This is a genomic window from Variovorax sp. VRV01 (assembly GCF_014852545.1).
Classification (GTDB): Bacteria; Pseudomonadota; Gammaproteobacteria; order Burkholderiales; family Burkholderiaceae_C; genus Variovorax; species Variovorax beijingensis_A.
This window is the reverse complement of sequence record NZ_JACVBS010000023.1, coordinates 50,061-75,252: the sequence shown is the minus strand read 5'-3', so window position 1 is coordinate 75,252 and position 25,192 is coordinate 50,061. Positions and strand designations below refer to the sequence as shown.

At 67.4% G+C, this 25,192-nt stretch carries 29 protein-coding genes; 24 read left to right on the top strand and 5 right to left on the bottom strand.

The annotated features are described in order from the left end of the window. Positions 1 to 122: 122 nt before the first annotated feature. From ndk to IB278_RS29295, 18 genes are all read left to right on the top strand, one after another. Complete coding sequence (gene ndk / locus IB278_RS29380; RefSeq protein WP_021006972.1) at positions 123 to 548, top strand: nucleoside-diphosphate kinase; 426 nt, start codon at positions 123 to 125, stop codon at positions 546 to 548. Between the two features lie 21 nt (positions 549 to 569). After that, entirely contained in the window at positions 570 to 1,718 is a 1,149-nt protein-coding gene (gene rlmN, locus IB278_RS29375; protein ID WP_192327380.1) for a 23S rRNA (adenine(2503)-C(2))-methyltransferase RlmN, read from the top strand. 4 nt (positions 1,719 to 1,722) lie between these two features. Next, entirely contained in the window at positions 1,723 to 2,577 is an 855-nt protein-coding gene (pilW, locus tag IB278_RS29370) for a type IV pilus biogenesis/stability protein PilW (RefSeq protein ID WP_145743422.1), read from the top strand. After that, on the top strand, positions 2,570 to 3,538 hold the full coding sequence (locus IB278_RS29365) for a helix-turn-helix domain-containing protein (RefSeq protein ID WP_145743424.1): 969 nt from the start codon (positions 2,570 to 2,572) through the stop codon (positions 3,536 to 3,538). The genes pilW and IB278_RS29365 overlap by 8 nt, the downstream gene beginning before the upstream one ends. Continuing rightward, a complete protein-coding gene (ispG, locus tag IB278_RS29360; protein WP_145743426.1) occupies positions 3,535 to 4,815 on the top strand; it encodes a flavodoxin-dependent (E)-4-hydroxy-3-methylbut-2-enyl-diphosphate synthase in 1,281 nt (426 codons plus the stop codon). The genes IB278_RS29365 and ispG overlap by 4 nt, the downstream gene beginning before the upstream one ends. Before the next feature lie 12 nt (positions 4,816 to 4,827). Then, entirely contained in the window at positions 4,828 to 6,150 is a 1,323-nt protein-coding gene (hisS, locus tag IB278_RS29355) for a histidine--tRNA ligase (RefSeq protein ID WP_145743429.1), read from the top strand. Between the two features lie 5 nt (positions 6,151 to 6,155). Beyond that, complete coding sequence (locus tag IB278_RS29350; RefSeq protein ID WP_145743431.1) at positions 6,156 to 6,848, top strand: YfgM family protein; 693 nt, start codon at positions 6,156 to 6,158, stop codon at positions 6,846 to 6,848. Between the two features lie 7 nt (positions 6,849 to 6,855). Beyond that, the gene (gene bamB, locus IB278_RS29345; RefSeq protein WP_192327377.1) at positions 6,856 to 7,998 is read left to right on the top strand and encodes an outer membrane protein assembly factor BamB; all 1,143 of its coding nucleotides are present in this window, start codon (positions 6,856 to 6,858) and stop codon (positions 7,996 to 7,998) included. A 48-nt stretch (positions 7,999 to 8,046) separates the two neighbouring features. Beyond that, positions 8,047 to 9,390, top strand: coding sequence for a ribosome biogenesis GTPase Der (der, locus tag IB278_RS29340; RefSeq protein WP_018902785.1), 1,344 nt, complete (start codon positions 8,047 to 8,049; stop codon positions 9,388 to 9,390). A 164-nt stretch (positions 9,391 to 9,554) separates the two neighbouring features. Further along, positions 9,555 to 9,800: an RNA chaperone Hfq gene (gene hfq / locus IB278_RS29335; RefSeq protein WP_012747311.1), complete on the top strand. Its 246-nt coding sequence runs from the start codon at positions 9,555 to 9,557 to the stop codon at positions 9,798 to 9,800. A gap of 53 nt (positions 9,801 to 9,853) precedes the next feature. Continuing rightward, complete coding sequence (gene hflX, locus IB278_RS29330; RefSeq protein WP_192327374.1) at positions 9,854 to 11,023, top strand: GTPase HflX; 1,170 nt, start codon at positions 9,854 to 9,856, stop codon at positions 11,021 to 11,023. 74 nt (positions 11,024 to 11,097) lie between these two features. Further along, positions 11,098 to 12,459, top strand: a complete 1,362-nt coding sequence (gene hflK / locus IB278_RS29325; RefSeq protein ID WP_192327371.1) for an FtsH protease activity modulator HflK — start codon at positions 11,098 to 11,100, stop codon at positions 12,457 to 12,459. Positions 12,460 to 12,475: 16 nt separating this feature from the next. After that, on the top strand, positions 12,476 to 13,375 hold the full coding sequence (hflC, locus tag IB278_RS29320; protein WP_145743439.1) for a protease modulator HflC: 900 nt from the start codon (positions 12,476 to 12,478) through the stop codon (positions 13,373 to 13,375). 15 nt (positions 13,376 to 13,390) lie between these two features. Beyond that, positions 13,391 to 13,579 (top strand): DUF2065 domain-containing protein, encoded by a 189-nt coding sequence (locus IB278_RS29315; protein ID WP_145743441.1) that lies wholly within the window; start codon positions 13,391 to 13,393, stop codon positions 13,577 to 13,579. A gap of 43 nt (positions 13,580 to 13,622) precedes the next feature. Next, positions 13,623 to 14,783: an ATP phosphoribosyltransferase regulatory subunit gene (locus IB278_RS29310; protein ID WP_192327369.1), complete on the top strand. Its 1,161-nt coding sequence runs from the start codon at positions 13,623 to 13,625 to the stop codon at positions 14,781 to 14,783. Between the two features lie 23 nt (positions 14,784 to 14,806). Continuing rightward, on the top strand, positions 14,807 to 16,138 hold the full coding sequence (locus IB278_RS29305) for an adenylosuccinate synthase (protein WP_021006985.1): 1,332 nt from the start codon (positions 14,807 to 14,809) through the stop codon (positions 16,136 to 16,138). A 19-nt stretch (positions 16,139 to 16,157) separates the two neighbouring features. Continuing rightward, positions 16,158 to 16,682 carry a phosphoribosyltransferase gene (locus IB278_RS29300; RefSeq protein ID WP_145743445.1) on the top strand — a complete coding sequence of 175 codons (525 nt, stop codon included), beginning with the start codon at positions 16,158 to 16,160 and terminating at the stop codon, positions 16,680 to 16,682. A 183-nt stretch (positions 16,683 to 16,865) separates the two neighbouring features. After that, a complete protein-coding gene (locus IB278_RS29295) occupies positions 16,866 to 17,405 on the top strand; it encodes a hemerythrin domain-containing protein (RefSeq protein WP_192327366.1) in 540 nt (179 codons plus the stop codon). A gap of 34 nt (positions 17,406 to 17,439) precedes the next feature. On the opposite strand, the gene IB278_RS29290 is transcribed toward IB278_RS29295, so the two are convergent. Together IB278_RS29290 and IB278_RS29285 are read right to left on the bottom strand one after the other, a co-directional pair. Then, complete coding sequence (locus IB278_RS29290; protein WP_145743448.1) at positions 17,440 to 17,892, bottom strand: VOC family protein; 453 nt, start codon at positions 17,890 to 17,892, stop codon at positions 17,440 to 17,442. A gap of 62 nt (positions 17,893 to 17,954) precedes the next feature. Further along, positions 17,955 to 18,818 (bottom strand): helix-turn-helix domain-containing protein, encoded by an 864-nt coding sequence (locus IB278_RS29285; RefSeq protein ID WP_192327363.1) that lies wholly within the window; start codon positions 18,816 to 18,818, stop codon positions 17,955 to 17,957. Between the two features lie 76 nt (positions 18,819 to 18,894). Here IB278_RS29285 and IB278_RS29280 point away from each other — a divergent pair, with 76 nt between their 5' ends. Both IB278_RS29280 and IB278_RS29275 read left to right on the top strand, forming a co-directional pair. After that, on the top strand, positions 18,895 to 20,088 hold the full coding sequence (locus IB278_RS29280) for a cystathionine beta-lyase (RefSeq protein ID WP_145743452.1): 1,194 nt from the start codon (positions 18,895 to 18,897) through the stop codon (positions 20,086 to 20,088). Between the two features lie 113 nt (positions 20,089 to 20,201). Then, complete coding sequence (locus IB278_RS29275; RefSeq protein WP_012747323.1) at positions 20,202 to 20,405, top strand: hypothetical protein; 204 nt, start codon at positions 20,202 to 20,204, stop codon at positions 20,403 to 20,405. Between the two features lie 75 nt (positions 20,406 to 20,480). On the opposite strand, the gene IB278_RS29270 is transcribed toward IB278_RS29275, so the two are convergent. Next, on the bottom strand, positions 20,481 to 21,074 hold the full coding sequence (locus IB278_RS29270; RefSeq protein ID WP_261380297.1) for an arylesterase: 594 nt from the start codon (positions 21,072 to 21,074) through the stop codon (positions 20,481 to 20,483). Between the two features lie 76 nt (positions 21,075 to 21,150). Here IB278_RS29270 and IB278_RS29265 point away from each other — a divergent pair, with 76 nt between their 5' ends. The 3 genes from IB278_RS29265 to rlmB all read left to right on the top strand — a co-directional run bounded on the left by IB278_RS29265 (position 21,151) and on the right by rlmB (position 23,718). After that, positions 21,151 to 21,873 (top strand): ABC transporter ATP-binding protein, encoded by a 723-nt coding sequence (locus IB278_RS29265; protein ID WP_012747325.1) that lies wholly within the window; start codon positions 21,151 to 21,153, stop codon positions 21,871 to 21,873. Continuing rightward, on the top strand, positions 21,870 to 22,850 hold the full coding sequence (locus tag IB278_RS29260; protein ID WP_192327358.1) for a hypothetical protein: 981 nt from the start codon (positions 21,870 to 21,872) through the stop codon (positions 22,848 to 22,850). The genes IB278_RS29265 and IB278_RS29260 overlap by 4 nt, the downstream gene beginning before the upstream one ends. Before the next feature lie 121 nt (positions 22,851 to 22,971). Further along, positions 22,972 to 23,718: a 23S rRNA (guanosine(2251)-2'-O)-methyltransferase RlmB gene (gene rlmB, locus IB278_RS29255; RefSeq protein ID WP_012747327.1), complete on the top strand. Its 747-nt coding sequence runs from the start codon at positions 22,972 to 22,974 to the stop codon at positions 23,716 to 23,718. A 30-nt stretch (positions 23,719 to 23,748) separates the two neighbouring features. On the opposite strand, the gene IB278_RS29250 is transcribed toward rlmB, so the two are convergent. After that, the gene (locus tag IB278_RS29250) at positions 23,749 to 23,919 is read right to left on the bottom strand and encodes a hypothetical protein (RefSeq protein WP_021006995.1); all 171 of its coding nucleotides are present in this window, start codon (positions 23,917 to 23,919) and stop codon (positions 23,749 to 23,751) included. 111 nt (positions 23,920 to 24,030) lie between these two features. Beyond that, a complete protein-coding gene (locus tag IB278_RS29245) occupies positions 24,031 to 24,618 on the bottom strand; it encodes a helix-turn-helix domain-containing protein (RefSeq protein ID WP_145743458.1) in 588 nt (195 codons plus the stop codon). 46 nt (positions 24,619 to 24,664) lie between these two features. On the opposite strand from IB278_RS29245, the gene IB278_RS29240 reads away from it, so the two are divergent. Next, positions 24,665 to 25,186, top strand: coding sequence for a GNAT family N-acetyltransferase (locus IB278_RS29240; protein WP_192327355.1), 522 nt, complete (start codon positions 24,665 to 24,667; stop codon positions 25,184 to 25,186). Positions 25,187 to 25,192 lie beyond the last annotated feature (6 nt).

Here is a 25,192-nt window from a genome sequence, read left to right as displayed (position 1 = left end):
GGGTTTTCACCAATCCCGGGGGCTGCGCCGGTTAAAATCAGAGGCTTTGTCGACTTACGATGCAACATGTTTGTTGCAATTGTGACAAATCACTTCAAAATCAAAGCTCAGGAAGCACTTCAATGGCTATCGAACGTACCCTTTCCATCATCAAGCCCGACGCCGTCGCCAAGAACGTCATCGGCAAGATCGTTTCCCGCTTCGAAGCTGCCGGCCTCAAGATCGTCGCCGCCAAGCTCGTGCACCTGTCGCGCAACGAAGCCGAGCAGTTCTACGCGGTCCACAAGGAACGCCCGTTCTTCAAGGATCTGGTCGATTTCATGATCTCCGGCCCGGTGTTCGTGCAAGTGCTCGAAGGCGAGAACGCCATCGCCAAGAACCGCGACCTGATGGGCGCCACGGACCCCAAGAAGGCGGCCCCGGGCACCATCCGCGCCGACTTCGCCGACAGCATCGACGCCAACGCCGTGCACGGTTCGGACGCTCCTGAAACCGCCGCCAACGAAGTGGCGTTCTTCTTCGCCGGCCTCAACGTCTACGCGCGCTGAAGCCGCACGCCAGCTGATTTCATGACCACGGCCAACCTGCTCGAATTCGATCTCGAGGGGCTGGCTGCGTTCTGCGAAAAGCTCGGCGAGAAACGGTTCCGCGCCACGCAGCTGTTCCGCTGGATCCACCAGCGTGGCGCCAGCGACTTCGCCCAGATGACCGATCTGGCCAAGTCGCTGCGCGAAAAGCTCGCCACCACCGCTCGCGTCGAGGCCTTGCCGGTCATCACGCAGCACGAATCCAAGGACGGCACGATCAAGTGGCTGTTCGACGTCGGCGACGGCAATGCCGTCGAAGCCGTATTCATTCCCGAGGACGACCGCGGCACGCTGTGCGTGTCGTCTCAGGCCGGCTGCGCGGTAGGTTGCCGCTTCTGCTCCACGGGGCACCAGGGCTTCAGCCGCAACCTGAGCACGGGCGAAATCGTCGCCCAGCTCTGGTTTGCCGAACATTTCCTGCGCAAGCATCTGAAGCGCGACGACCGCGTCATCTCCAACGTGGTGATGATGGGCATGGGTGAGCCGCTGCAGAACTACACCGCGCTGGTGCCGGCGCTGCGCACCATGCTCGACGACAACGCCTACGGGCTGTCGCGCCGCCGCGTGACCGTCTCGACCTCCGGTGTCGTGCCGATGATCGATCGCCTGGGCGCCGATTGCCCGGTGGCCATGGCCGTATCGCTGCATGCACCCAACGATGCGCTGCGCGACGACCTCGTGCCGCTCAACCGCAAGTATCCGATCGCCGAGCTGCTCGAGGCCTGCAAGCGTTATCTGGCGCATGCGCCGCGCGACTTCATCACCTTCGAGTACTGCATGCTCGATGGCGTCAACGACCAGCCCGAGCATGCGCGGCAGCTGGTGGAACTCGTTCGCACCCATGGCGTGTCGTGCAAGTTCAACCTGATTCCGTTCAATCCGTTTCCGGCCTCGGGGCTGCTGCGTTCGCCGCAGCCGCGGGTCCTGGCCTTTGCCAGGGCGCTGAGCGAGGCTGGCCTCGTGACCACCGTGCGCAAGACGCGCGGCGACGACATCGATGCGGCCTGCGGACAACTGGCCGGCGACGTCAAGGACCGTACGCGCGCGGCCGAACGCATGGCCCAGCGCCGTGTCTCCGAGCGCACCGTTGTTCTGCATCCGGTTCGCAAGACCGCCCCCCAGGAGCATTGACCTAATGAGGATGGCCTTTCCGATGACGACCGCGAGCGCGCAGCGGCTTCTGGCTGCAAGCTTTGCCGGCGTCGCCGCGGCGTTTCTGCTCGCGGGCTGTGTCAACACGCGAACCACCACCACCAGCCTGGCCGACACCAGTTCGGGCAAGGGTGCCGAGATCGTGACCGAGTCCGACGAGAGCAGCCGGCAGCGCCGCGCGCGCCTTCGCATGGAGCTCGCGGCCGGCTACTTCGAGCAAGGCCAGACCACCGTGGCGCTCGACGAGATCAAGCAGGCGCTGGTCGCCGATCCCAACTACGCAGACGCCTACAACCTGCGCGGCCTGGTCTACATGCGCCTGGAAGACCCCGGGCTGGCGGAAGACAGCTTCCGCCGTGCCATTGCCATCAATCCGCGCGATCCCAACACGCGCCACAACTATGGCTGGCTGCTGTGCCAGCAGAACCGGTATGGCGACGCAGCCCAGCAGTTCACCGAGGCCCTGGCGATGCCGAGCTACACCGACCGCTCCAAGACGCTGATGACCCAGGGCGTCTGCCAGCTCAGGGCGGGCCAGCGTGCCGAGGCGGAGCGCAGCCTCATGAAGGCCTACGAGATCGACGCCGGAAATCCGGTGGTCGGATTCAACCTGGCCTCGCTGCTGGCGCAGCGCGAGGAGTGGTCGCGTGCGCAGTTCTACATCCGCCGCGTCAACAACAGCCCTTCGGCCAGCGCCGAGACGCTCTGGCTCGGCATCAAGATCGAACGACGGCTCAACAACCGCGAAGCAGTGGCGCAGTTGGGAGGGCAACTGCAGCGGCGCTTCCCGCAGTCCCGGGAGGCAATAGCGTACGAGCGCGGGAATTTCAATGACTGAACGGGTTTCGGAGTTCGGCACTTCCGCGGCACTGCCGATCGGAGAAGGCGACATCACGCACAAGACAGCCGGCGACATGCTCCGCGAAGCGCGCGAGGCGCACGGCCTGCACATCGAAATGGTGGCCGCGGCGCTCAAGGTGCCGCCGCAGAAGCTCATTGCACTCGAGGCGGACGACATCGCTTCGCTGCCCGACCCGGTCTTTGCGCGGGCTCTGGCCAGCAGTGTCTGCCGCGCCCTGCGCATCGATCCCGGTCCGGTGCTCGCGAAGCTGCCGGGCGCGCAGCGTGCGGCGCTGGCCGATGCCGACCGCACGCTCAAGGGCAATATCGTTTCCGGAACGCCGCGCTGGAATGGCGGGCGCTCCAGCGGGCTTCCGTCGCGCGCGCTGCTGACGGTGGTGGGGCTGCTGCTGGTTGGCGCGGCCGTGCTGTTCTGGCTGCCCCAGTCGGTGTTCGACCAGGTCGGGGCCTCGGTGTCGCGCTGGACATCGCGCGGCGATGGCGACACCAGTGCTGCGGCCGAGGCGCCGGCGGCTGCGCCGGCTTCGGGCGGACCGTCCGTCGTGGTCGAGAACGCGCCGGTGTCGCCGGTGGTCCCCCCGACATCGGCTGCACCCGCGGCGCCGGGCGCGCCCTCCGCGGCAGCCCTGCCGGCGGGCAGTGCGACCGCTGCGGCAGCGGCTTCGCCTGCTGCCGTTGCCGCGGCACCTGCCAGCAGCCAGCAGCTGGTCTTCGTCGCGCGCGAGGAATGCTGGATCACCGTCACCGAAGCCGGCGGCAAGCAGCTGCTGCGCCGCAGCCTGCAGTCCGGCGAAACGGTGGCATTGTCGGGAACGCTGCCGCTGTCGGTGGTGGTGGGGCGTGCATCGGCGGTCGATGTGCAGGTGCACGGAAAGCCCTACGATCTGAAGCCTGTCACGCGCGGCGGCGGCGTGGCGCGTTTCGAGGTGAAATCGTGACCGATTGCACTCCACAGCCCATCGAGTCGGCGGCGCCCAAGGCGCGCCGTTCGCGCCAGGCCCAGGTGGTCTGGGGACCGCGCACCGTGACGGTGGGCGGCGATGCGCCCGTGCGGGTACAGTCCATGACCAACACCGACACCGTCGATGCCGTCGGCACGGCCATCCAGGTGAAGGAGCTCGCCATTGCCGGTTCGGAGATGGTGCGCATCACCGTCAACACGCCGGAGGCGGCGGCCCAGGTGCCGTACATCCGCGAGCAGCTCGACCGCATGGGCATCGACGTGCCGCTGATCGGCGACTTCCACTACAACGGCCACCGCCTGCTCACCGACTATCCGGCCTGCGCCGAGGCGCTGAGCAAGTACCGCATCAATCCCGGCAACGTGGGCAAGGGCGACAAGCGCGACCGCCAGTTCGGCCAGATGATCGATGCGGCCATGCGCTGGAACAAGCCGGTGCGCATCGGCGTCAACTGGGGCAGCCTCGACCAGGAACTGCTGGCCAGCCTGATGGACACCAACAGCCAGCGCGCCGAGCCGTGGGATGCGAAGCAGGTGATGTACGAGGCGCTCATCACCTCGGCCATCGAATCCGCCAAGCTCGCCGAATCGATGGGCATGGCCGGCAACCAGATCATCCTGTCGTGCAAGGTGAGCGGCGTGCAGGACCTGATTTCGGTCTACCGCGAACTTGCGAAGCGCTGCGACTATCCGCTGCACCTGGGGCTCACCGAGGCCGGCATGGGCACCAAGGGCACGGTGGCATCGGCCACGGCGCTTTCCATCCTGCTGCAGGAGGGCATCGGCGACACCATTCGCGTGTCGCTCACGCCGCAGCCGGGCGAGTCGCGCACGCAGGAGGTGCTGATCGCCAACGAGATCCTGCAGGCGCTGGGCCTGCGCGTGTTCGTGCCGAGCGTCACTGCCTGCCCGGGCTGCGGCCGCACCACGAGCACCACCTTCCAGGAACTGGCCAAGCAGATCGACGACTACCTGCGCCTGCAGATGCCGGTCTGGCGCAAGAAGTACCCGGGCGTCGAGACGCTGAAGGTGGCCGTGATGGGCTGCATCGTCAACGGCCCCGGCGAGAGCAAGCACGCCGACATCGGCATCAGCCTGCCCGGCACCGGCGAGGCGCCCGCCGCCCCGGTCTTCATCGACGGCGAAAAGGCGCTCACGCTGCGCGGCGACAATATCGCCAACGAGTTTCACCAGCTCGTCGAAACCTACATTCAAAAGCGCTTCGGCCAGCACCAGGCTGCCGACGTCGCCTGACCACTTCCTCCCATGGCTGACAAGATCAATGCCGTCAAAGGCATGAACGACATATTGCCGGCGAGCGTGCCGCGCATCGACCGCCTGCCCGATTCGGCCCTCTGGTCGTGGTTCGAGCAGACGGTGCGCGGGCTCCTGGCCCGCTACGGCTACCAGTACATGCTGACGCCGGTGGTCGAGCCCACGGCGCTGTTCGTGCGCGGACTGGGCGAGGTGACCGACATCGTCGAGAAGGAGATGTACTCCTTCACCGATGCGATGAACGGCGACAAGCTCACGCTGCGCCCCGAGGCCACGGCCGGCATCGTGCGCGCCATGGTCGAGCACAACGCGCTCTACAACGGCCCGCTGCGCCTGTGGACGATGGGGCCGATGTTCCGCCACGAGCGTCCCCAGAAGGGGCGCTACCGCCAGTTCCACCAGCTCGACGTCGAGGCGCTGGGCTTTCCCGGCCCCGACGTGGACGCCGAACTGATCCTCATGGTGCGGGCGCTGTGGCGCGAGCTCGGGCTGGTCGAGGGCGAGCACGTGCGCCTGGAGATCAACAGCCTGGGCCAGCCGGCCGAACGCCAGGCGCACCGCGAAGCGCTGATCCGCCATTTCGAGGCGCATGCCGACGTGCTCGATGCCGACGCGCAGCGGCGCCTGCACAGCAATCCGCTGCGTATCCTCGATACCAAGAATCCCGCCATGCAGGCAGTGGTGGAGGCCGCCCCCCAGCTGATGGACTTCCTCGGCGAGGAGTCGCGCGCGCACTTCGATGCGGTGCGTGCCGTGCTCGACGCCGCGGGGCTGGCCTACCGCGTCAACCCGCGCCTGGTGCGCGGGATGGACTATTACAACCTGACGGTCTTCGAGTGGGTCACCGACCAGCTCGGCTCTCAGGGCACCGTCTGCGGAGGAGGGCGCTATGACGGCCTCATCGGACAGATGGGCGGCAAGCCTGCACCGGCCGTCGGCTTCGGCTTGGGCATCGAGCGGCTGCTGCTGCTGATCCAGGAACTCCGCCTGCCGGTGCCCGCCGCGGCGCCCGCGGCCTACGCGGTCGTCCCGGTGGCGGCCGCGCTGCCGCAGGTCATGGCCGTGCTCGAGCAGTTGCGCGCCGCCGGGGTCAGCGTGCTGCAGCATGCTGGCGGCGGCAGCATGAAGGCGCAGTTCAAGAAGGCCGACGCGAGCGGAGCGCGCTATGCGCTGATCTTTGGCGAAGACGAGCTGTCGCGTGGCGAAGTCACCATCAAATCACTGCGCGAGGGCGGCGCTGAACAGGTGGCACGGCCGCTCGCCGAGGTGGCCACCTGGGCCGCCACCCTACAATCGCCGGCTTCCAACATCTGACACGCATGGCAACCCATCTCGATCTCGACGAACAGGAACAGCTCGACCAGCTCAAGCATTTCTGGAACACCTACGGCACCCTGATCACCTGGGTGGTGTTGCTCGTGGCCGGTGCCTTCGTGGCCTGGAACGGCTGGCAGTATTTCCAGCGCAACAAGGCGGCGCAGGCCGCGGCGCTCTACGACGAGGTGGAGCGCAGCACGCAGTCCGGCGACGTGGAACGCATCCAGCGCGTGCTGGGCGACATGAAGGAACGCTTCGCCGGCACCGCCTATGCGCAGCAGGCCGGCCTGCTGGCCGCCAAGGCGCTGTACGAGAAGGGCAAGCTCGAGGCCTCGCAGGCGGCACTCGGCTGGGTTGCGCAAAGCGCGGTCGATCCGGGCTACAAGGCCGTTGCCAAGCTTCGGCTGGCAGCCGAACTGCTCGACAGCAAGTCGTACGACGAAGCGCTCAAGCAGCTCTCGGGCGACGTGCCCAAGGAGTTCGAGCCGCTCGTGGCCGATCGCAAGGGCGACATCTACATGGCCCAGGGCAAGCGCGCCGAAGCGCAGGCCGAATACCGCAAGGCCTGGACCGGCCTTGGCCCGGCGTCCGATTACCGGCGCCTGGTCGAATTCAAGCTCAACGCCGCCGGCGTCGATCCGAAGAGCCTGGCACCTGTGATCACGGTCACGCCGGCAGCCCCCAAAAATTCCTGATCGCACTATGAATTTCAAGCGTTTCATGCCTGAGTCGTCCGTCCTGCGTGCAGGTTCGGCCATTGTCCTGGCCGCGATGCTGGCAGCCTGCTCGGGCACCAGCAAGCCCAAGCCGGCCGAACTGCCCGCCAACCCCGCGTTGTTCGGCGTGCGCCAGGCCTGGAGCGTGCGCATCCCGGCCGTGGGCTTCCCGCTGGCCACCGACGTCAGCGGCGACATCGTCACCGTGGCCGGCAGCGATGGCACCGTGGTGGCCATCGACGCCCGTGCCGGCCGCGAAAGCTGGCGCGCGAACGCGGGCGCCAAGCTCGCAGCCGGCGTCGGCAGCGACGGTTCGCTGGCCGCGGTGGTCACCACCGACAATGAACTCGTGGCCATCGAAGGCGGCAAGGTCCTGTGGAAGCAGCGGCTCTCGGCCCAGGCCTTTACCGCACCGCTGGTGGCCGGCCGCCGCGTCTTCGTGCAGACCGCCGACCGCAGCATCAGCGCCTGGGATGGCCAGAGCGGCCGCCGCCTCTGGCTGCAGCAGCGCACGGCGGAAAACCTCGTGCTCAAGAAGTCGGGCGTGCTGATCGCCGTGGGCGATACGCTGATCTCGGGCATCGGCGGCCGGCTGGTCGGCATCAACCCGGCCAACGGCACCTCGCGCTGGGAAGCGCCCATTGCCGCGCCGCGCGGCACCAACGATGTGGAGCGCCTGGTCGACCTGACCGGCAGCGTGAGCCGCGTCGGCGACACCGTGTGCGCCCGTGCCTACTATGCCAACGTCGGCTGCGTCGACACCTTGCGCGGCCAGTTGCTCTGGAGCAAGCCTGCGGTGGGCGCCGAGGGCGTCAGCGGCGACGAGGGCTTCGTCTACGGCACCGAGTCCGACGGCAGCGTCGTGGCCTGGCGCCGCGCCGATGGCGAGCGGGCCTGGCAGTCGACCCGCTTCAAGAGCCGCGTCCTGACCGGGCCGCTCGCGGTGGGCCGCTCGCTGGTGATCGGCGAGGACAACGGAACGCTGCACTTCGTCTCGCGCGAAGACGGTGCGCTTCTCAATCGCGTCACGCCCGATGGCTCCGCCATTGGCGTCACCCCGGTGATGGCCGGCAACACGGTGGTCGTGGTGACCGCCAATGGCGGTGTGTTTGGATATCGCCCTGAATAACTCTTTGCAAGGCCCGACCATGAAAACCGCGCCCCTGAAAGGCCGGCCATGAAGCCGGTCGTGGCCCTGGTCGGGCGGCCCAACGTCGGCAAGTCGACCCTCTTCAACCGCCTGACGCAGACGCGCGACGCCATCGTCGCCGACTTTGCCGGACTCACGCGCGACCGCCACTATGGCAACGGCCGCCTGGGCAAGCACGAGTTCATCGTGATCGACACCGGCGGCTTCGAGCCCGATGCGGGCAGCGGCATCTACAAGGAAATGGCCAAGCAGACGCGGCAGGCCGTGGCCGAGGCCGATGTCGTGATCTTCGTGGTCGATGCGCGCGAAGGCCTTTCGGCGCAGGACCACGACATTGCCAACGAACTGCGCCGGCTCGGCAAGCCCTGCGTGCTGGCGGCCAACAAGGCCGAAGGCATGCACGACGGCACCAAGCTGGTCGATTTCTACGAACTCGGCTTTGGCGACGTGCATGGCGTGTCCGCAGCGCACGGGCAGGGCATGCGCGACCTGGTCGAGCTGGCGCTCGCGCCGCTGAACTTGCCCGATCCCGACGACGAGGCGGACGAGGACGACGTCAACAAGCCCATCAAGCTGGCGGTGGCCGGACGGCCGAACGTCGGCAAGTCCACGCTGATCAACACCTGGCTCGGCGAAGAGCGACTGGTGGCGTTCGACTTGCCGGGTACCACGCGCGACGCCATCTCGGTGCCGTTCGAGCGCAACGGCCAGCGCTTCGAACTGATCGACACCGCCGGCCTGCGCCGCAAGGGCAAGGTGTTCGAGGCGATCGAGAAGTTCTCGGTGGTCAAGACGCTGCAGGCCATCGAGTCGGCCAACGTCGTGCTGCTGCTGCTCGATGCCACGCAGGGCGTGACCGACCAGGACGCGCACATTGCCGGCTACATCCTCGAAAGCGGCCGCGCGGTGGTGATTGCCATCAACAAGTGGGATGCGGTCGACAGCTACCAGCGCGAGCAGATCCAGCGCCAGATCGAGACCCGGCTGCCGTTCCTCAAGTTCGCGTCGCTGCATTTCATCTCGGCCATCAAGCGCCAGGGCCTCGGGCCGGTGTGGCAGGCCATAGCACAGGCCCACAAGTCGGCCACGCGGAAGATGTCGACGCCCGTGCTGACCCGGCTGCTGCTGGAGGCGGTGCAGTTCCAGTCGCCCAAGCGCGCGGGCATGTTCCGGCCCAAGCTGCGCTATGCGCACCAGGGCGGCATGAATCCACCGGTGATCATCATCCACGGCAATTCGCTGGAGCACGTCACCGAGGCCTACAAGCGCTTTCTCGAAGGGCGCTTCCGCAAGGAATTCGACCTCGTGGGGACGCCCTTGCGCATCCAGTTCAAAAGCTCGCAAAATCCCTTTGCGGACAAGGACGATTGAGCGCGCTTGGCTGCCGATGGCGGCCGATGAGCCATGGCCGGGTCGAAAGTTCCGCCTTTTGAGAGACGTTATTTTTCAAAGGCTTTTGACCCTGATTGCTGCAGCGCAGAAACCCTGTGTTAAGGTCATCTCTCCAACAACTACTCTTGAACACGGAGAATATCGTGAGCAATAAAGGGCAACTTCTACAAGACCCGTTTCTGAACACCCTGCGTCGCGAGCATGTGCCGGTCTCCATTTATTTGGTGAACGGTATCAAGCTGCAGGGCCAGATCGAGTCTTTCGACCAGTATGTCGTGCTGCTTCGCAACACGGTGACGCAAATGGTCTACAAGCACGCCATCTCCACCATCGTGCCGGGTCGTGCCGTCAACTTCTCGGCTGCCGAGAACGACGACGCCGCAGCCTGATCGCGCGGAGCGCGGCGGCTAACCCCGCCGCGCTTTTTCCATATTGATCCCGCTTGTCTGAATTGAACTCCCGCCAGGAAGGCGCCGCCGTTCTCGTCGGCGTCGATTTCGGGCTGCCCCATTTCGACAGCGAACTCGAGGAACTCGGCCTGCTCGCGCAGACAGCGGGCCTCGCGCCTGTCGCGCGCCTCGTCTGCAAGCGCAAGGCGCCCGACGCGGCCCTGTTCGTCGGCAGCGGCAAGGCCGAAGAAATCAAGGAACTGGCCGCCATGCACCAGGCCAGCGAGGTCATCTTCGACCAGTCGCTGAGCCCGGCGCAGCAGCGCAACCTCGAGCGCCAGCTCGACGTGGCGGTGTACGACCGCACCTTCCTCATCCTCGAGATCTTCGCCCAGCGCGCCCGCTCCCACGAGGGCAAGCTGCAGGTCGAACTGGCTCGGCTGCAATACCTGAGCACGCGCCTGGTTCGCCGGTGGTCCCACCTCGAGCGCCAGACGGGCGGCGCGGGCGTGCGCGGCGGCCCCGGTGAAAAGCAGATCGAACTCGACCGCCGGATGATCAGCGAATCGATCAAGCGCACGCGCGAGCGCCTGGCCAAGGTGCAGAAGCAGCGTGGCACGCAGCGCCGCCAGCGCGAGCGCCGCGAGACCTTCAACATCTCGCTCGTGGGCTATACCAACGCCGGCAAGTCCTCGCTGTTCAATGCGCTGGTCAAGGCCCGCGCCTATGCGGCCGACCAGCTCTTTGCCACGCTCGACACCACCACGCGCAACCTCTACCTGGGCGACGCCCGCAGGCAGGTCTCGATTTCCGACACCGTCGGCTTCATCCGCGAACTGCCGCACGGGCTGGTCGATGCCTTCAAGGCCACGCTGCAGGAGGCCGTCGATGCCGACTTGCTGCTGCACGTGGTGGACGCCTCCAATCCGCATTACCCGGAGCAGATGGCCGAGGTGCAGTCCGTTCTTCGCGACATCGGCGCCGACTCTGTTGCGCAGCTTCTGGTGTTCAACAAGCTCGATGCCCTTGAAACTGCGCAGCACCCGCTGCATCTGCAGGACGACATGGAAGTCGACGGCGTGCGGGTTCCGCGCATCTTCCTCAGCGCCCGCAGCGGCGAGGGCCTGCCCCTGCTGCGCGCCGAGCTGGCCCGCCGGTCGGGCTCCGTGGGCGACGCGATGACCCCAGAGGCCGACACTGAATTGCACGACACCGCCAATTGATTGGGCACAATCCCGCCACTGACAAGAGAACGAAGCGAATGAATGCAAAGCCAGCGTGGAGAGGGTTTCTGGGCATGTTCAACCTGAACGATGGCCGATGGGGCCGTGGCGACGAGCCGTCGTCCAACGGCGACCGCCCAACCGGCAACCGGCCTCCCGACGCAGACCCGCCGGGCGCGCCGACGCCACCACCCTCGGGCAACAACAACGGCAACCGCCCTCGCGGCCAGGGCCCGAACCAGGGGCCGCCCGACCTCGATGAACTCTGGCGCGACCTCAACCGCAAGCTGGGCGGCTTCTTCGGCGGCAAGGGCGGCGGCAATCGTCCCACCGGCGGCAATGGCGGTGGCGGCAACGGCTATCGGCCGGACATGAAGAATGCCGGCTTCGGCCTCGGACTGGTGGCGGCGGTTGCCGTTCTCATCTGGCTCGGGACCGGCTTCTTCATCGTGAACGAAGGCCAGCAGGCCGTGGTGACGCAGTTCGGCCGCTACAAGTCGACGGTGAATGCCGGCTTCAACTGGCGCCTGCCGTATCCCATCCAGCGCCACGAAGTGGTGGTGGTCACGCAGATCCGATCGACCGACGTCGGCCGCGACGCGATCGTGCGTTCGACCGGCCTGCGCGAGTCGGCCATGCTGACCGAAGACGAGAACATCGTCGAAATCAAGTTCGCCGTGCAGTACCGCCTGAGCAATGCGCAGGCCTGGCTCTACGAGAGCAAGTCGCCGGCCGAAACCATCGTGCAGGTGGCCGAGAGCTCCGTGCGCGAAGTGGTGGGCAAGATGAAGATGGATGCGGCGCTGGCCGAGGAGCGCGACCAGATCGCTCCGCGCGTGCGGCAATTGATGCAAACCATCCTCGACCGCTACAAGATCGGTGTCGAAGTGGTCGGCATCAACCTGCAGCAGGGGGGGGTGCGTCCTCCCGAGCAGGTGCAGGCAGCGTTCGACGACGTGCTCAAGGCCGGCCAGGAGCGCGAGCGCACCAAGAACGACGCGCAGGCCTACGCCAACCAGGTCATCCCGCTTGCCGCCGGTACATCCTCGCGTCTCAAGGAAGAGTCCGAAGCCTACAAGGCGCGCATCGTCGCACAGGCACAGGGCGATGCCGGCCGCTTCAGTGCAGTGCTGGCCGAGTACCAGAAGGCGCCGCAGGTGACGCGCGACCGCATGTACACCGACGCCATGCAGCAGATCTACGCCAGCACCACCAAGGTGCTGGTCGATACCAAGCAAGGCTCCAACCTGCTGTACCTGCCGCTGGACAAGCTCATGCAGTTGAGCGGCAACAACCCGGCCGCAACGCCGGTCGATGCGGCCAGCCCCAACGTGGCGGGGACCGCGCCCGCCCAGTCGTCGGTGATTCCGGTGGTGCCGCCATCGAGCGAGAGCCGCGCCCGCGATGGCCGTTCGCGTGACCGCGACGTGCGTTGAAAAGGCCAGGAAAAACATGAACAGAATCGGATTCATCGCCTCGTCGATCCTCGTCTTGCTCGTGCTGCTGAGCTCGACCCTCTTCGTGGTCGACCAGCGCCAGTTCGGCGTGGTCTATGCCCTGGGCCAGATCAAGAGCGTCATTACCGAGCCGGGCCTCAACTTCAAGCTGCCGCCGCCGTTCCAGAACGTGTCGTACATCGACAAGCGGCTGCTCACGCTCTCCAGCCTCGACACCGAGCCGATGCTCACGGCCGAGAAGCAGCGCGTGGTGATCGATTGGTACGTGCGCTGGCGCATCACCGATCCGCAGGCCTACATCCGCAACGTCGGCCTCGACGAAAACGCGGGCGCCACCCAGCTCAACCGCGTGGTGCGCAATGCCTTCCAGGAAAACATCAACAAGCGCACTGTGCGCGACCTGATCTCGGTGCGCCGCGAAGCGCTCATGGCTGACGTGCAGCGCGAAGTGCTGGCCGTGGTGAAGGGCTCCAAGCCCTGGGGCGTGGACGTGGTCGACGTGCGCATCACGCGCGTGGACTATGTGGAAGCCATCACCGAATCGGTCTACCGCCGGATGGAGGCCGAGCGCAAGCGCGTGGCCAATGAACTGCGTTCGACCGGTACGGCCGAAGGCGAAAAGATCCGCGCCGACGCCGACCGCCAGCGCGAAGTGATCGTGGCGAACGCCTACCGCGATGCCCAGAAGATCAAGGGCGAGGGCGATGCCCAGGCTGCCGCTGCGTACAGCGAGGCCTTTGGCCGCGACCCGCAGTTCGCACAGTTCTATCGCAGCCTCGAGGCCTACAAGCAAAGCTTCAACAAGAAGAGCGACGTGATGGTGCTTGACCCATCCTCGGACTTCTTCCGGGCCATGCAAAGCTCGGGCACGCCGGGCAACGCTCCCCGCCGCTAAGTCGGTCCTGGAGCCGTGAGCGCCGAGACCTTCTGGAGTGCGCTGGCGCTCGTCCTGGTGATCGAGGGCATCCTGCCTTTCGTCTCGCCGGGCGGGTGGCGGCGCGGCTTCGGGCAGCTCATGCAGCTGCGCGACGGCCAGCTGCGCTTCTTCGGACTTTGCAGCATCTTGCTGGGTTTGGCCCTTCTTTGGCTGCTGGGGTAGCGCGGCCCGGTAGAATCCCGGTTTAACCACGCCCCCGATCCCCATGTCCGCCTGGGTCCTCCCGGATCACATTGCCGATGTGCTGCCTTCCGAGGCGCGCCACATCGAAGAACTTCGACGCCAGCTGCTCGATACCGCCCGTGGCTATGGCTACGAGCTGGTGATGCCGCCGCTGCTCGAGCACCTCGAGTCGCTGCTGTCCGGCACCGGCGAGGCGCTCGACCTCCAAACCTTCAAGCTGGTCGACCAGCTCTCCGGCCGCAGCATGGGCCTCAGGGCCGACACCACGCCCCAGGTGGCGCGCATCGACGCCCACCTGCTGAACCGCGAAGGCGTGGCACGGCTGTGCTACTGCGGACCGGTGCTGCACACCCGCCCCGACCGGCCGCACGCCACCCGCGAGCCGCTGCAGTTCGGGGCCGAGATCTATGGCCATGCGGGGCTCGAGGCCGACACCGAAGTGCTGCTGCTGGCGCTCGATTGCCTGCATGCGTCGGGCCTGAGCGACGGCGTGATCGTCGACCTGGCCGACGCGCGCATCGTGCGGGCGCTGTTCGCCGGCGTGCCGGTCGATGCCACCGTGCTGGCGCGCGTGCACGCGGCGCTGGTTGCCAAGGATGCGAGCGAACTGCACGTGCTCACGCGCGATTTCCCGGCTGCGTCGCGCGATGGCCTGCGCGCACTGGTCCAGCTGTATGGCGATGCGTCGGTGCTCGACGAGGCCGCCAAGGCCCTCAAGGGCACGCCGGCGGTGAGCGCGGCGCTGGCCGGATTGAAGCAGCTGGCCGCGAGCCTCGGCGCCGGGCCGGCGCGGCAGATCAGCTTCGATCTGGCCGACCTGCGCGGCTACGCCTACTACAGCGGCATGCGCTTCGGCATCTACGTGCCGGGCGCGGCCGATGCGCTGGTGCGCGGCGGCCGCTACGACGAAGTCGGCGCCGTGTTCGGTCGCAACCGGCCGGCGGTCGGCTTCAGCCTGGACGTGCGCGAACTGGTCGGCGTGCTGCCGGCGCGTCCGCTGCGCGCAGCCATCCGCGCGCCCTGGAGCGACGCGGCCGGCCTGCGCGAGGCCATTGCCGGGCTGCGCAGGGCCGGCGAGATCGTGGTCTGCGCGCTGCCGGGCCACGGCAGCGAAATCGATGAATTCCATTGCGACCGCGAGCTCGTCGAGCACGCCGGGCAGTGGCAAGTCCGAGCCCTCTGAATTTTTGAAGTAATGGAACGAGCATGAGCGTAACCACCGGAAGAAACGTGGTCGTCGTCGGCACCCAGTGGGGCGATGAAGGCAAGGGCAAGCTGGTCGACTGGCTGACGGAAAGCGCCCAGGGCGTGGTCCGCTTCCAGGGCGGCCACAACGCGGGCCACACGCTGGTCATCAACGGCGTGAAGACCGCGCTGCACCTGATCCCGAGCGGCATCATGCGGCCCGGCGTCAAGTGCTACATCGGCAACGGCGTGGTGCTGTCGGCTGCCAAGCTGTTCGAGGAAATCGAAGGGCTCGAAAAGGCCGGCGTCGAAGTGCGTTCGCGCCTGCGCATCAGCGAGGCCTGCCCGCTGATCCTGCCTTTCCATGCGGCCCTCGACATCGCACGCGAAACGTACCGCGAAAAGGGCGGCGTCGAGAAGATCGGCACCACCGGCCGCGGCATCGGCCCGGCCTACGAAGACAAGATCGCGCGCCGCGCGCTGCGCGTGCAGGACCTGAAGCACCCCGAGCGTTTCGCAACCAAGCTGCGCGTGCTGCTCGACCTGCACAACCATGTGCTGACGCAGGTGCTCGGTGCGCCCGCCATCGACTTCGACCTGGTGTTCGACGAGGCCATGCGCCACGCCGTGCTGCTCAAGCCGATGATGGCCGACGTGTCGCGCGAGCTGAACGACGCGCACAAGGCCGGTGCCAACCTGCTGTTCGAAGGCGCGCAGGGCACGCTGCTCGACGTCGACCACGGCACCTACCCCTACGTCACCTCGAGCAACTGCGTGGCCGGCAATGCCGCCGCGGGCTCGGGCGTGGGTCCGGGCATGCTGCACTACATCCTGGGCATCACCAAGGCCTACTGCACGCGCGTGGGCGGCGGTCCGTTCCCCACGGAACTCGACTGGGCCACGCCGGGCACGCCGGGCTACCACATGAGCACCGTGGGCGCAGAAAAGGGCGTCACCACGGGCCGCAGCCGCCGCTGCGGCTGGTTCGACGCCGCGTTGCTCAAGCGCTCGGCGCAGGTCAACGGCCTGTCGGGCCTGTGCATCACCAAGCTCGACGTGCTCGACGGGCTCGAAAAGCTCGAGCTGTGCACCGGCTACGAGCTCGACGGCGAGACCACCGACATCCTGCCCATGGGGGCCGACGAGATCGAGCGCTGCACGCCCATCTACGAGACCCTCGAAGGCTGGAGCGAGAGCACCGTCGGCGTCACGCAGTACGACAAGCTGCCCGTGAATGCGCGGCTCTACCTGCAGCGCATCGAGCAGATCACGGGCGTGCCGATCCACATGGTTTCCACGAGCCCCGATCGCGACCACACGATCATGATGCGCCACCCCTATCTCGCGGACTGAACAGGAACGAACCCCCACCATGTTGACCGAAGACGGCAAGCATCTCTACGTCAGCTACGACGAGTACCACAACCTGATCGAGAAGCTCGCGATCAAGATCCACCAGTCGGGCTGGCAGTTCGACACCATCCTGTGCCTTGCGCGCGGCGGCATGCGGCCCGGCGACGTGCTTTCGCGCATCTTCGACAAGCCGCTGGCGATCATGTCGACCAGTTCGTACCGCGCCGATGCCGGCACGGTGCAGGGGCACCTGGACATCGCGCGCTTCATCACCACGCCCAAGGGCGAGATCGCGGGCAGGGTGCTGCTGGTGGACGACCTGGCCGATTCGGGCCACACGCTGCATGCGGTGATGGACATGCTGCGCAACAACTACAGGCCGATCACCGAACTGCGCAGCGCGGTGATCTGGACCAAGGCACTGTCGACCTTCACGCCCGACTACTCGGTCGAGTACCTGCCGACCAACCCGTGGATCCACCAGCCCTTCGAAGGCTACGACTCGCTCGGCGCCGAGAAGCTGCTGGAGAAGTGGTCGGTCTGACCGACCTCGCTGCTGCGCCTGCGGCAGCGCCTCATCGGCATTCGGGCCGCCACGCTGTAGGCGCAGTGCGCATATGCACCGGCGCGGCTTGCAGCGGCCGCCGCAACGGCGTAGAACCATCGCGTTAAAGGCTCAATTTCACAGGCAAGCCCGGAGCCCTTCGCGGCTCCGAAGGAGTGAAGCATGTTGGCGGCCGAATGCGCGTGGGCCATCTTGCGCGCCGAGCACGTTCGCACCCGGGAGTTGCTGGCTCGCCTCGAAACGGCGATGAAGGCAGGGGGCGAAGCGGGCGTCCGGCAGCGGGCAAGATCGGTCATCGAAGCCATCGAGCGGCTTCAGGCCTTCGAAGAAACAACGCACCGCCCCAAGGGCGTTGTCATGCTGAAAACGCTGCGCGGCAGGTCGAGCGAGGCCGACGGGCTTCTCGACCAGCTCGATTCCGAGAGCGAGTGCTGCAACGGCTTCCTTGCACAGGCAAAGATCCTCCTGGAGCGCGCCGAATCCGGCGCCACGGGCGCGGCCGCGGAGGCCGACGCGTTGCTGCGGCAGCACCGGCAATTGATGTCCGCGCATCTGGACAAGGAAGACACGCTGTTGCATTCGCACACGGCGCTGCTGCTCAGTCCGGAGGAATGGGCCGCCGTGGTGTCGTCCATCTCGACGGAGGTGGGAGCGGCAGGCAAGCGCGGACATCGCCGTTCGCCGGTGAGCGGGCAAGTCTAGAAGCCCGCGGGCTGACATTCCGTGCGATCGGTGCCTAGGCGCCTTCGGAATCGAACATCGCCGTGTAGCGCCGCTGCATTTCTTCCGGCGTCAGCTTCTCGATGCTGTGGCCCACGTTCCAGCGGTGGCCGAAGGGATCGCGGAACACGCCCGATCGCTCGCCGTAGAACTGGTCCTGCGGCGCCATGTCGAGCGTGGCGCCGGCCGCCACGGCACGCGCCACCACGGCATCGGCGTCGTCCACGTGCAGGTGCAGCGTCACCGCGGTGCCGCCCAGCGTCTTGGCGCTGGGGATGTTGTATTCGGCGAACTCGTCCGAGATCATCAGGATCGCGCCGTTGTGGAAGTCGAGCTCCGCATGGCCGATGCGGCCGCTCGGCTCGGTGAGCCGGAAGATCTCCTTGACTTCGAAGACCTTGCAATAGAAGTCGATGGCCGCGCCGGCATCGTCGACGCAGAGATACGGAAACAGTTCGTGGATTGCCATGCGGGTTGCCTTTCGGGAGGAAGGAAGCAATGTCCTGGCCCCGATTCTGCGGCGCCGCGCCGCTAGCGTCTTGAAGGATTTTGACCCGTGGCCGCAGGTACATGCCGAGGCGACACGGCCCCGGACTGCCGCCAGGCCTGCGGCGGCATACCCGCCAGCGCGGAGAACTCGCGGCTCAGGTGCGCCTGGTCGCTGTAGCCCGCGGTGAGCGCGATGTCGGCCCAGCTTTGCGCAGGGTCGCCGGCCAGCGCCAGCGCGCGGTCGAAGCGCATCACGCGCGCGTATTCCTTCGGGCCGAGGCCGATGCCGCTGCGAAAAAGAGCGATGAAGCGGCGATGGCTGTAGCCGCTGCGAACCACTAGCGCGGCGATCGACGGGTTCTCGCGCGCGAGCGGACCCAGCGCTGCGGCGATGGCCGGGTGCAGGCCGCGCAGGCCGGCGCTTTGCGAATCGACGGCGCGCCGGGCGAGCAAGGCTTCGAAGACCGCCAGCTGCGCCTCGAGACTGCCCGCCGCATGGATCCGTTCGAGTGCGGCATTGGCGTGCTGCGCACCCCACAGCGTGTCGAGCGGCGTGTGCTGGCCGGCCAGCACGTCTTCGGGTGCGCCGAGCAGCGCGCGGGCGGCCCCGGGCTGGAGCTGCGCGCCGACCGAGCGCGTGGCCACCGAAACGTCGCGCATGTAGGAGGCGGCGCGCGCACCGCCCACGATCGCATGGCCGCAGGTCTGGCCGTGCACGTCGCCCGGGCCGCTGAACAGCTTCAGCGGCGGCCCCGAGAGCCGGAACACCAGGTGCATGCCCCCGGTGGGCAGCACGTGCTCGCGCGCGCCCGGCTGCCCGGCGGCAGCGCCTTCGGGGGCGGAGGCCCACATCAGCCGCACGTAGGGACGCAGGCAGGGGGCGGGGAGTCGTGTCAGCTGCGGCATGTTGCAGCCCCGAGGAAAAACCGGCTGTTGCCCATCGGCGCATTGTGCGGCGGAATGCCGCGCTAGCATCGAGGCCATGAGCAAGCCCTCCACGACCCTGATCCATCACCCCTACACGCCGCCCGCCAACTTCGCCGCGCCGCAGCCTGGCATCTACAAGGCCTCGACAGTTTTCTTTGCCGACGTGGCCGCGATGCGCGCGCGCGACTGGAAGACCAAGGCCGGCTACACCTACGGCCTGCACGGCACGCCGACCACCTTCACGCTCGAGGAGCGCCTGGCCACGCTCGAAGGCGGCACCGAGTGCCTGCTGGTGCCGAGCGGCCTGGCCGCCATTTCGCTGGTTGCCTTCGCCTTCCTGAAGAGCGGCGACGAAGTGCTGATTCCCGACAACGCCTACGGCCCCAACAAGGCGCTGGCGACCGGCGAGCTGGCCAACTTCGGCATCACGCACCGCCTGTACGACGCGATGAACCCCGCCGACCTGGCCGCCAAGCTCTCGGACCGCACGCGGCTGGTGTGGCTTGAGGCGGCGGGCTCGGTGACGATGGAGTTTCCGGACCTGCCGGCGCTCGCCAAGGCATGCCGCGCGCGCGGCGTGGTGACGGCGCTGGACAACACCTGGGGCGCGGGCCTCGCATTCGCGCCCTTCGATTTCAACGGCAGCGGGCAGGGCGTGGACATCTCGGTGCATGCGCTCACCAAATACCCGAGCGGCGGCGGCGACGTGCTGATGGGCAGCGTGGTCACGCGCGACGAGCGGCTGCACCGCGCGCTCAAGCTCACGCACATGCGCACGGGCTTCGGCGTCGGCGTCGGCGATGTCGAAACGCTGCTGCGCTCGCTGCCGAGCATCGGGCTGCGCTATGCCGCGCACGACCGTTCGGCGCGCGAGTTGGCGCGCTGGCTCGCCGGCCGCGAAGAGATCGCGCAGGTGCTCCATCCGGCGCTCGAAGGATCGCCCGGCCATGCCAACTGGCGTGCGCTGTGCGGTGGTGCCGACCTGGCCGCCGGCCTGTTCTCGGTCGTGTTCGACGAAAGCTACAGCACCGAGCAGGTCGACCGCTTCTGCGACAGCCTGAACCTGTTCCGGCTCGGCTATTCATGGGGCGGCCCGGTGAGCCTGGTGGTGCCCTACGACATCGGCCTGATGCGCGACGCCAGCGTGGCGCGCTGGCCGCACAAGGGCACGCTGGTGCGCTTCTCGGTCGGACTGGAAGACGTGGAAGACCTGCGGGCCGACCTGCAGCAGGCGCTCGCGCGGATGTAAGAGAAGTTTTCCGGGCGCGGAGGCCGGCCGCTCCACCGGCTGCGGGTGCACCGTTATCGCTTACAGTTGGATGACACGCAGTCGCTTTGACTGCCTCGTTCAAGGAGAGAACAGTGGCAACACCCAATTACGGCTACGAAAAGCGCCAGAAGGAGCTGGCCAAGAAGAAGAAAAAGGAAGAGAAGCTCCGCGAAAAGGCCAATCGCAAGCTCTCCCCGAGCAGCGACGGCCTGGCCCCGGGTGACCCGGAAACCGACGTGGCCTCGCTCGAGCGCGATCCGCCGACGGTGCCCGATCTGCCGACCAAGAACGGCTGATCCCAGATCAAGGCTCTCGACAAAAATGCCGCTGCAGGTCCTCGGGCCTGGAGCGGCTTTTTTGTTTCGGCAGGCCTACTTGGCCGCGAGCAGCTTGCGCAGCTCCGGCCAGACGTTGTCGAGCAGCTGCGGCTGCGCGGCGGCCGTGGGATGGATGCGGTCGGCCTGAAACAGCGCAAGCGCGTCGGGCGCGTCGGCCACGCCCTTGAGCAGGAAGGGCACCAGCGCCGCCTTGGTGGTGCTGGCCACCTTGCCGAACACGGCCTCGAAGCGCCGTGTGTAGTCGCCGCCGTAGTTGGGCGGCACCTGGATGCCGACGATCAGCACCTTGGCGCCGGCCGCCTGCGCCGCCTTGGTGATCTGCAGCAGGTTGTCCTCGGTGTTCTGCAGCGGCAGGCCGCGCAGCGCGTCGTTGGCGCCCAGCTCGACCACCACGTGGCTGGGCTTGTGCTGCGCCAGCAGCGAGGCAAAGCGGGCGCGTCCACCCGAACTGGTGTCGCCGCTGATGCTGGCATTGATCACCGTGGCCGGGATCTTCTGCTGCGCGAGCCGCTTCTCGAGCAGGGGCACCCAGCCTTCGCCGCGCTTGAGACCGTATTCGGCGCTCAGCGAATCGCCGAGCACCAGGATCACGGGCTTGCCGGGCGCCGCGGCCTGGGCATGGCCCATGGTCCATGCCCCTGCGCTGCCGAATGCGGCAGCGCTCAAGATAAAGTCACGTCGTTTCAAAACGAAAAGCCTTTCCATGTCCCAACCCCCGTCGGATGCCATTGTCGCTGTCGAGCATGTGTTCAAGTCGGTGACCGACTCGACCGGTACGCTCGACATTCTGCAGAACATCGATTTCACCCTGGGCGCGCGGGAAACCGCCGCCATCGTCGGTGCCTCGGGTTCAGGCAAGAGCACCTTGCTGTCGATCATTGCCGGGCTCGACACGCCCACGCGCGGCACCGTCAGGCTCGCGGGCGATGACATCTTCGCCATCGACGAGGACGAGCGCGCCGCGCTGCGCGCCCAGCGCGTGGGCTTCGTGTTCCAGAGCTTCCAGCTGCTGGGCAACCTGAGCGCGCTCGAGAATGTGATGCTGCCGCTCGAACTGGCCGACCGCAAGGATGCGCGCAAGGCCGCCACCGAGATGCTCGGGCGCGTCGGCCTCGGCCAGCGGCTCGGCCACTATCCCAAGGTGCTCTCGGGCGGCGAACAGCAGCGCGTGGCGCTGGCCAGGGCCTTCGTGGTGCAGCCGGCGCTGCTGCTGGCGGACGAGCCCACCGGCAGCCTCGACTTCGCGACCGGCGAGCAGGTCATGCGGCTGATGTTCGACTTGAACCGCGAGCTCGGCACCACGCTCGTGCTGGTCACGCACGACCGCGGCATTGCGGCCCAGTGCGAGCGCCGCATCACCATCGAGGCCGGGCGCATGGCGCTCAACGAGTCGACGCCTGTGCTGGTGGCCTCGCTGCAGGCATGATCGTTCCCCAGTTCTGGGCCGAAGGCCGCATCCAGGAGCACGTCGCCGGCAAGCAGATCACGGTGCGGCGCTACGGCTGGTCCGACGAAAGCCCGATCGCCGCGCAGGCGCATGCCGACCAGCGCACGCGAGAGGCGTTCGAGCGGATCGCCGCGGGCGAGGCGCTCAACCGCCGCGAGCGCAAGCTGGCCTACAACGGGGCCGAAGGCGTGCCGATCCGCGAGGAAATCGTCGAGCGCCAGGGCGACACCGTCATCACCCGCAACAGCTATGGCGCACGCTGCCTCAACACGCCCGACGTGCTGTTCGTCGACATCGATTTCGACGAGCCCCTGCGCGGCAGCGTGTTCGGCTTTGCGCTGGTGCCTGCGCTGATCGCCGGCATCGTCGGCGGCTGGACCGCCAGGACCTGGCTGGGCGGGCTGGTCGCGGCCCTCGTGGTCTTTGCGGTCGCCTACCGCATTGGCTTGGCCAGGAAGCGCGGCGAGGCCAGCGGCAATCCCGCGCCCGAGAAGCGCGCGGCCGAGCGCATCGGGCGCTTCATCCACCAGCACCCCGACTGGCACCTGCGCCTCTACCGCACGCCGGCCGGTTTCCGGGTCATGGCGATGCACGACGTCTTCAGTCCGGCCGACATGGCAGTGGCCGACTGCTTCCATGCGCTGGGCGTCGACAAGGTCTATGCGCGCATGTGCCGCAACCAGAACTGCTTTCGCGCCCGCCTGAGCGCCAAGCCCTGGCGCATCGGCATCGGCGAGCACCTGCGGCCGCGGCCGGGCGTGTGGCCCGTGTCGCCCGAGAAGCTGCCGCTGCGCGATGCCTGGATCGCGCGCTACGAAAAGGCCGCCGAAGGCCATGCCGCCTGCCAGTACCTGGAAAGCGCCGGCAATAGCGCACGGGTGCATCCGAATGCGCTGGCCGTGCAGCAGCTGCACGACGAACGCACCCGCGCGCACAGCGGTCTGCCGCTGGCTTGAGGGGCGGGATCTTTCGTGGAACACCGCGGAATCGGCTTTGCCGGGCCGCTGGTGTTGCCCCCTGCCAGGGGGAGGGAGGCCACACGAAGTGGGCAAGCCTGGGGGTAGGGATAATCAGGGGATGTCTTCCCCCAAAGTGATCTTCGGCTTCCATGCCGTGGGCGTGCGCATCAAGACCGCGCCGAAATCGGTGCTCGAAGTGATGTTCGACACCAGCCGGCGCGATGCGCGCATGAAACAGTTCATCGCCCGCGCGCAGGAGGCCGGCGTGCGGCTGGTCGAGGCCGACGGGCTGAGGCTCGCCAAGCTCAGCGGCAGCCATGGCCACCAGGGCGTGGTCGCGCGGGTCGAGCCCATTGCGCAGGTCCGTTCGCTCGATGAACTGCTCGAAGGCCTGGAGGAGGCCGGCACCGTGCCGCTCTTGCTGGTGCTCGACGGCGTGACCGATCCGCACAACCTGGGGGCCTGCCTGCGCGTGGCCGACGGCGCCGGCGCCCATGCGGTGATCGCGCCCAAGGACCATGCGGCCGGCATCAACGCCACCGTGGCCAAGGTGGCGAGCGGCGCCGCCGAGACGGTGCCGTACTTCATGGTGACCAACCTGGCGCGCACGCTGAACGAACTCAAGGAACGCAGCATCTGGTGCGTCGGCACCAGCGACGATGCGCCCGGCACCCTCTACCAGAGCGACCTCAAGCGGCCCCTGGCGCTGGTGCTCGGTGCCGAAGGCGAGGGCATGCGCCAACTCACCCGCAAGACCTGCGACGAGCTCGTGAGCATTCCGATGGCGGGCGCGGTCGAGAGCCTGAACGTTTCCGTGGCCAGCGGCGTGTGCCTCTACGAGGCCATGCGGCAGCGCAGCGCCTGACGCGGCACTGCGACCCGGGCGCGGTTCGAGTCAGGAAGGGTCTTTGCTGCGCGTGCGGGCCACCGCGCTGAAGATGCCGATGCCCAGGATGATCAGCGCACCGATGCCGATGTAGAGCGTCGGCACGCCGGCCACCGAGGCGCCCCAGGCGACGCCGGCGAGGAAGATCAGAAAACCGATCATGTAGAGCGCAAAGGACATGCTTGTTCCCCCGGAAGCTTTGGATGCCTTGCAGTATCCCGGGCGGTCCCCCGGCGGGCACAGGCCGTCGTCTCCAGTCGCTGTGGGAACTTGCCTACTGCTTTCGCGCCTCTACGCGGGAGATGTGACCAGCAGGTAGCGGCAGCCCGCGCGCCCGAGCGCCTTGAAGACCAGCGGGCGGTCGACGCCGAAATCCAGGCAGTCGCCGGGCGCGAGTTCGAAGCGCTCGTCGCCGTAGTCCACCCGCAGCGCGCCTTCGAGCATCCACAGGCACTGCCGGTACGGCTTGCCGCTCCAGCGCGGATAGGCGACCTGCGCCGAGCGCGGCAATTCGATCTCGACCATCTCCACGCCCCCGCTCGCAGCGCGCTCGGCGACCTGGCGCCGCAGATAGCCCGCCTCGGGATCGCGCCAGACCTCCTGCTCGGCCCGGGTGCGCAGCCGGCGCAGCGAGCCCTTGTCCTCCGTCAGCAGCTGCGCCAGCGGCACGCCCAGGCCGGCCGCCAGCCGGCCCAGCAGCACGGCCGTCGGGCTGCTCTCCGCGCGCTCCACCTTCGAGATCATGGCCTTGCTGACGCCGGAAAGCTCGGCCAGCTCGGCCAGGCTCAGCGCCTTGGCCTGGCGCAGCGCGAAGAGCCGGCTGGCAATGAGCGAATCGATGCCGGAGGGCTCGGCCGGCGGAGATGAATTGTTTCTCATATGAGATTATTATTCTCCTATATTGGATCGCCTGAAAGGAACGAACATGCGCCTGGTCCCCTGTACCGAGCAAGCCCACGCGGGCGCCATCCTTGCCATCCTCAACGAGGCCATCGCCAACTCGACGGCGCTGTACGACTACAAGCCGCGCACGCCCGAGAGCATGGTGGCGTGGTTCGCCACCAAGCGCGCCAACGGCTTTCCCGTGGTCGGCGCGGAAGACGAGAGCGGCAGGCTGCTGGGATTTGCGAGCTACGGCACGTTCCGCGCCTTTCCGGCCTACAAGTACACCGTGGAGCACTCGGTGTATGTCGAGGCGGGCCACCGCGGCGCGGGCCTTGGCCGCAGCCTCATGGAGGCGATCATTGCCGAAGCCGTGGCGCGCGACGTGCACGTCATGGTCGGCGCCATCGATGCCGCGAATGCCGGCAGCATCGGGCTGCACGAACGCCTGGGCTTCGAGCATGCCGGGACCGTGCGGCAGGCCGGGTTCAAGTTCGGCCGCTGGCTCGACGTGGCTTTCTACCAGCGCATTCTCTCGACGCCGCTGAATCCGGTCGACGGTTAGGCGGCG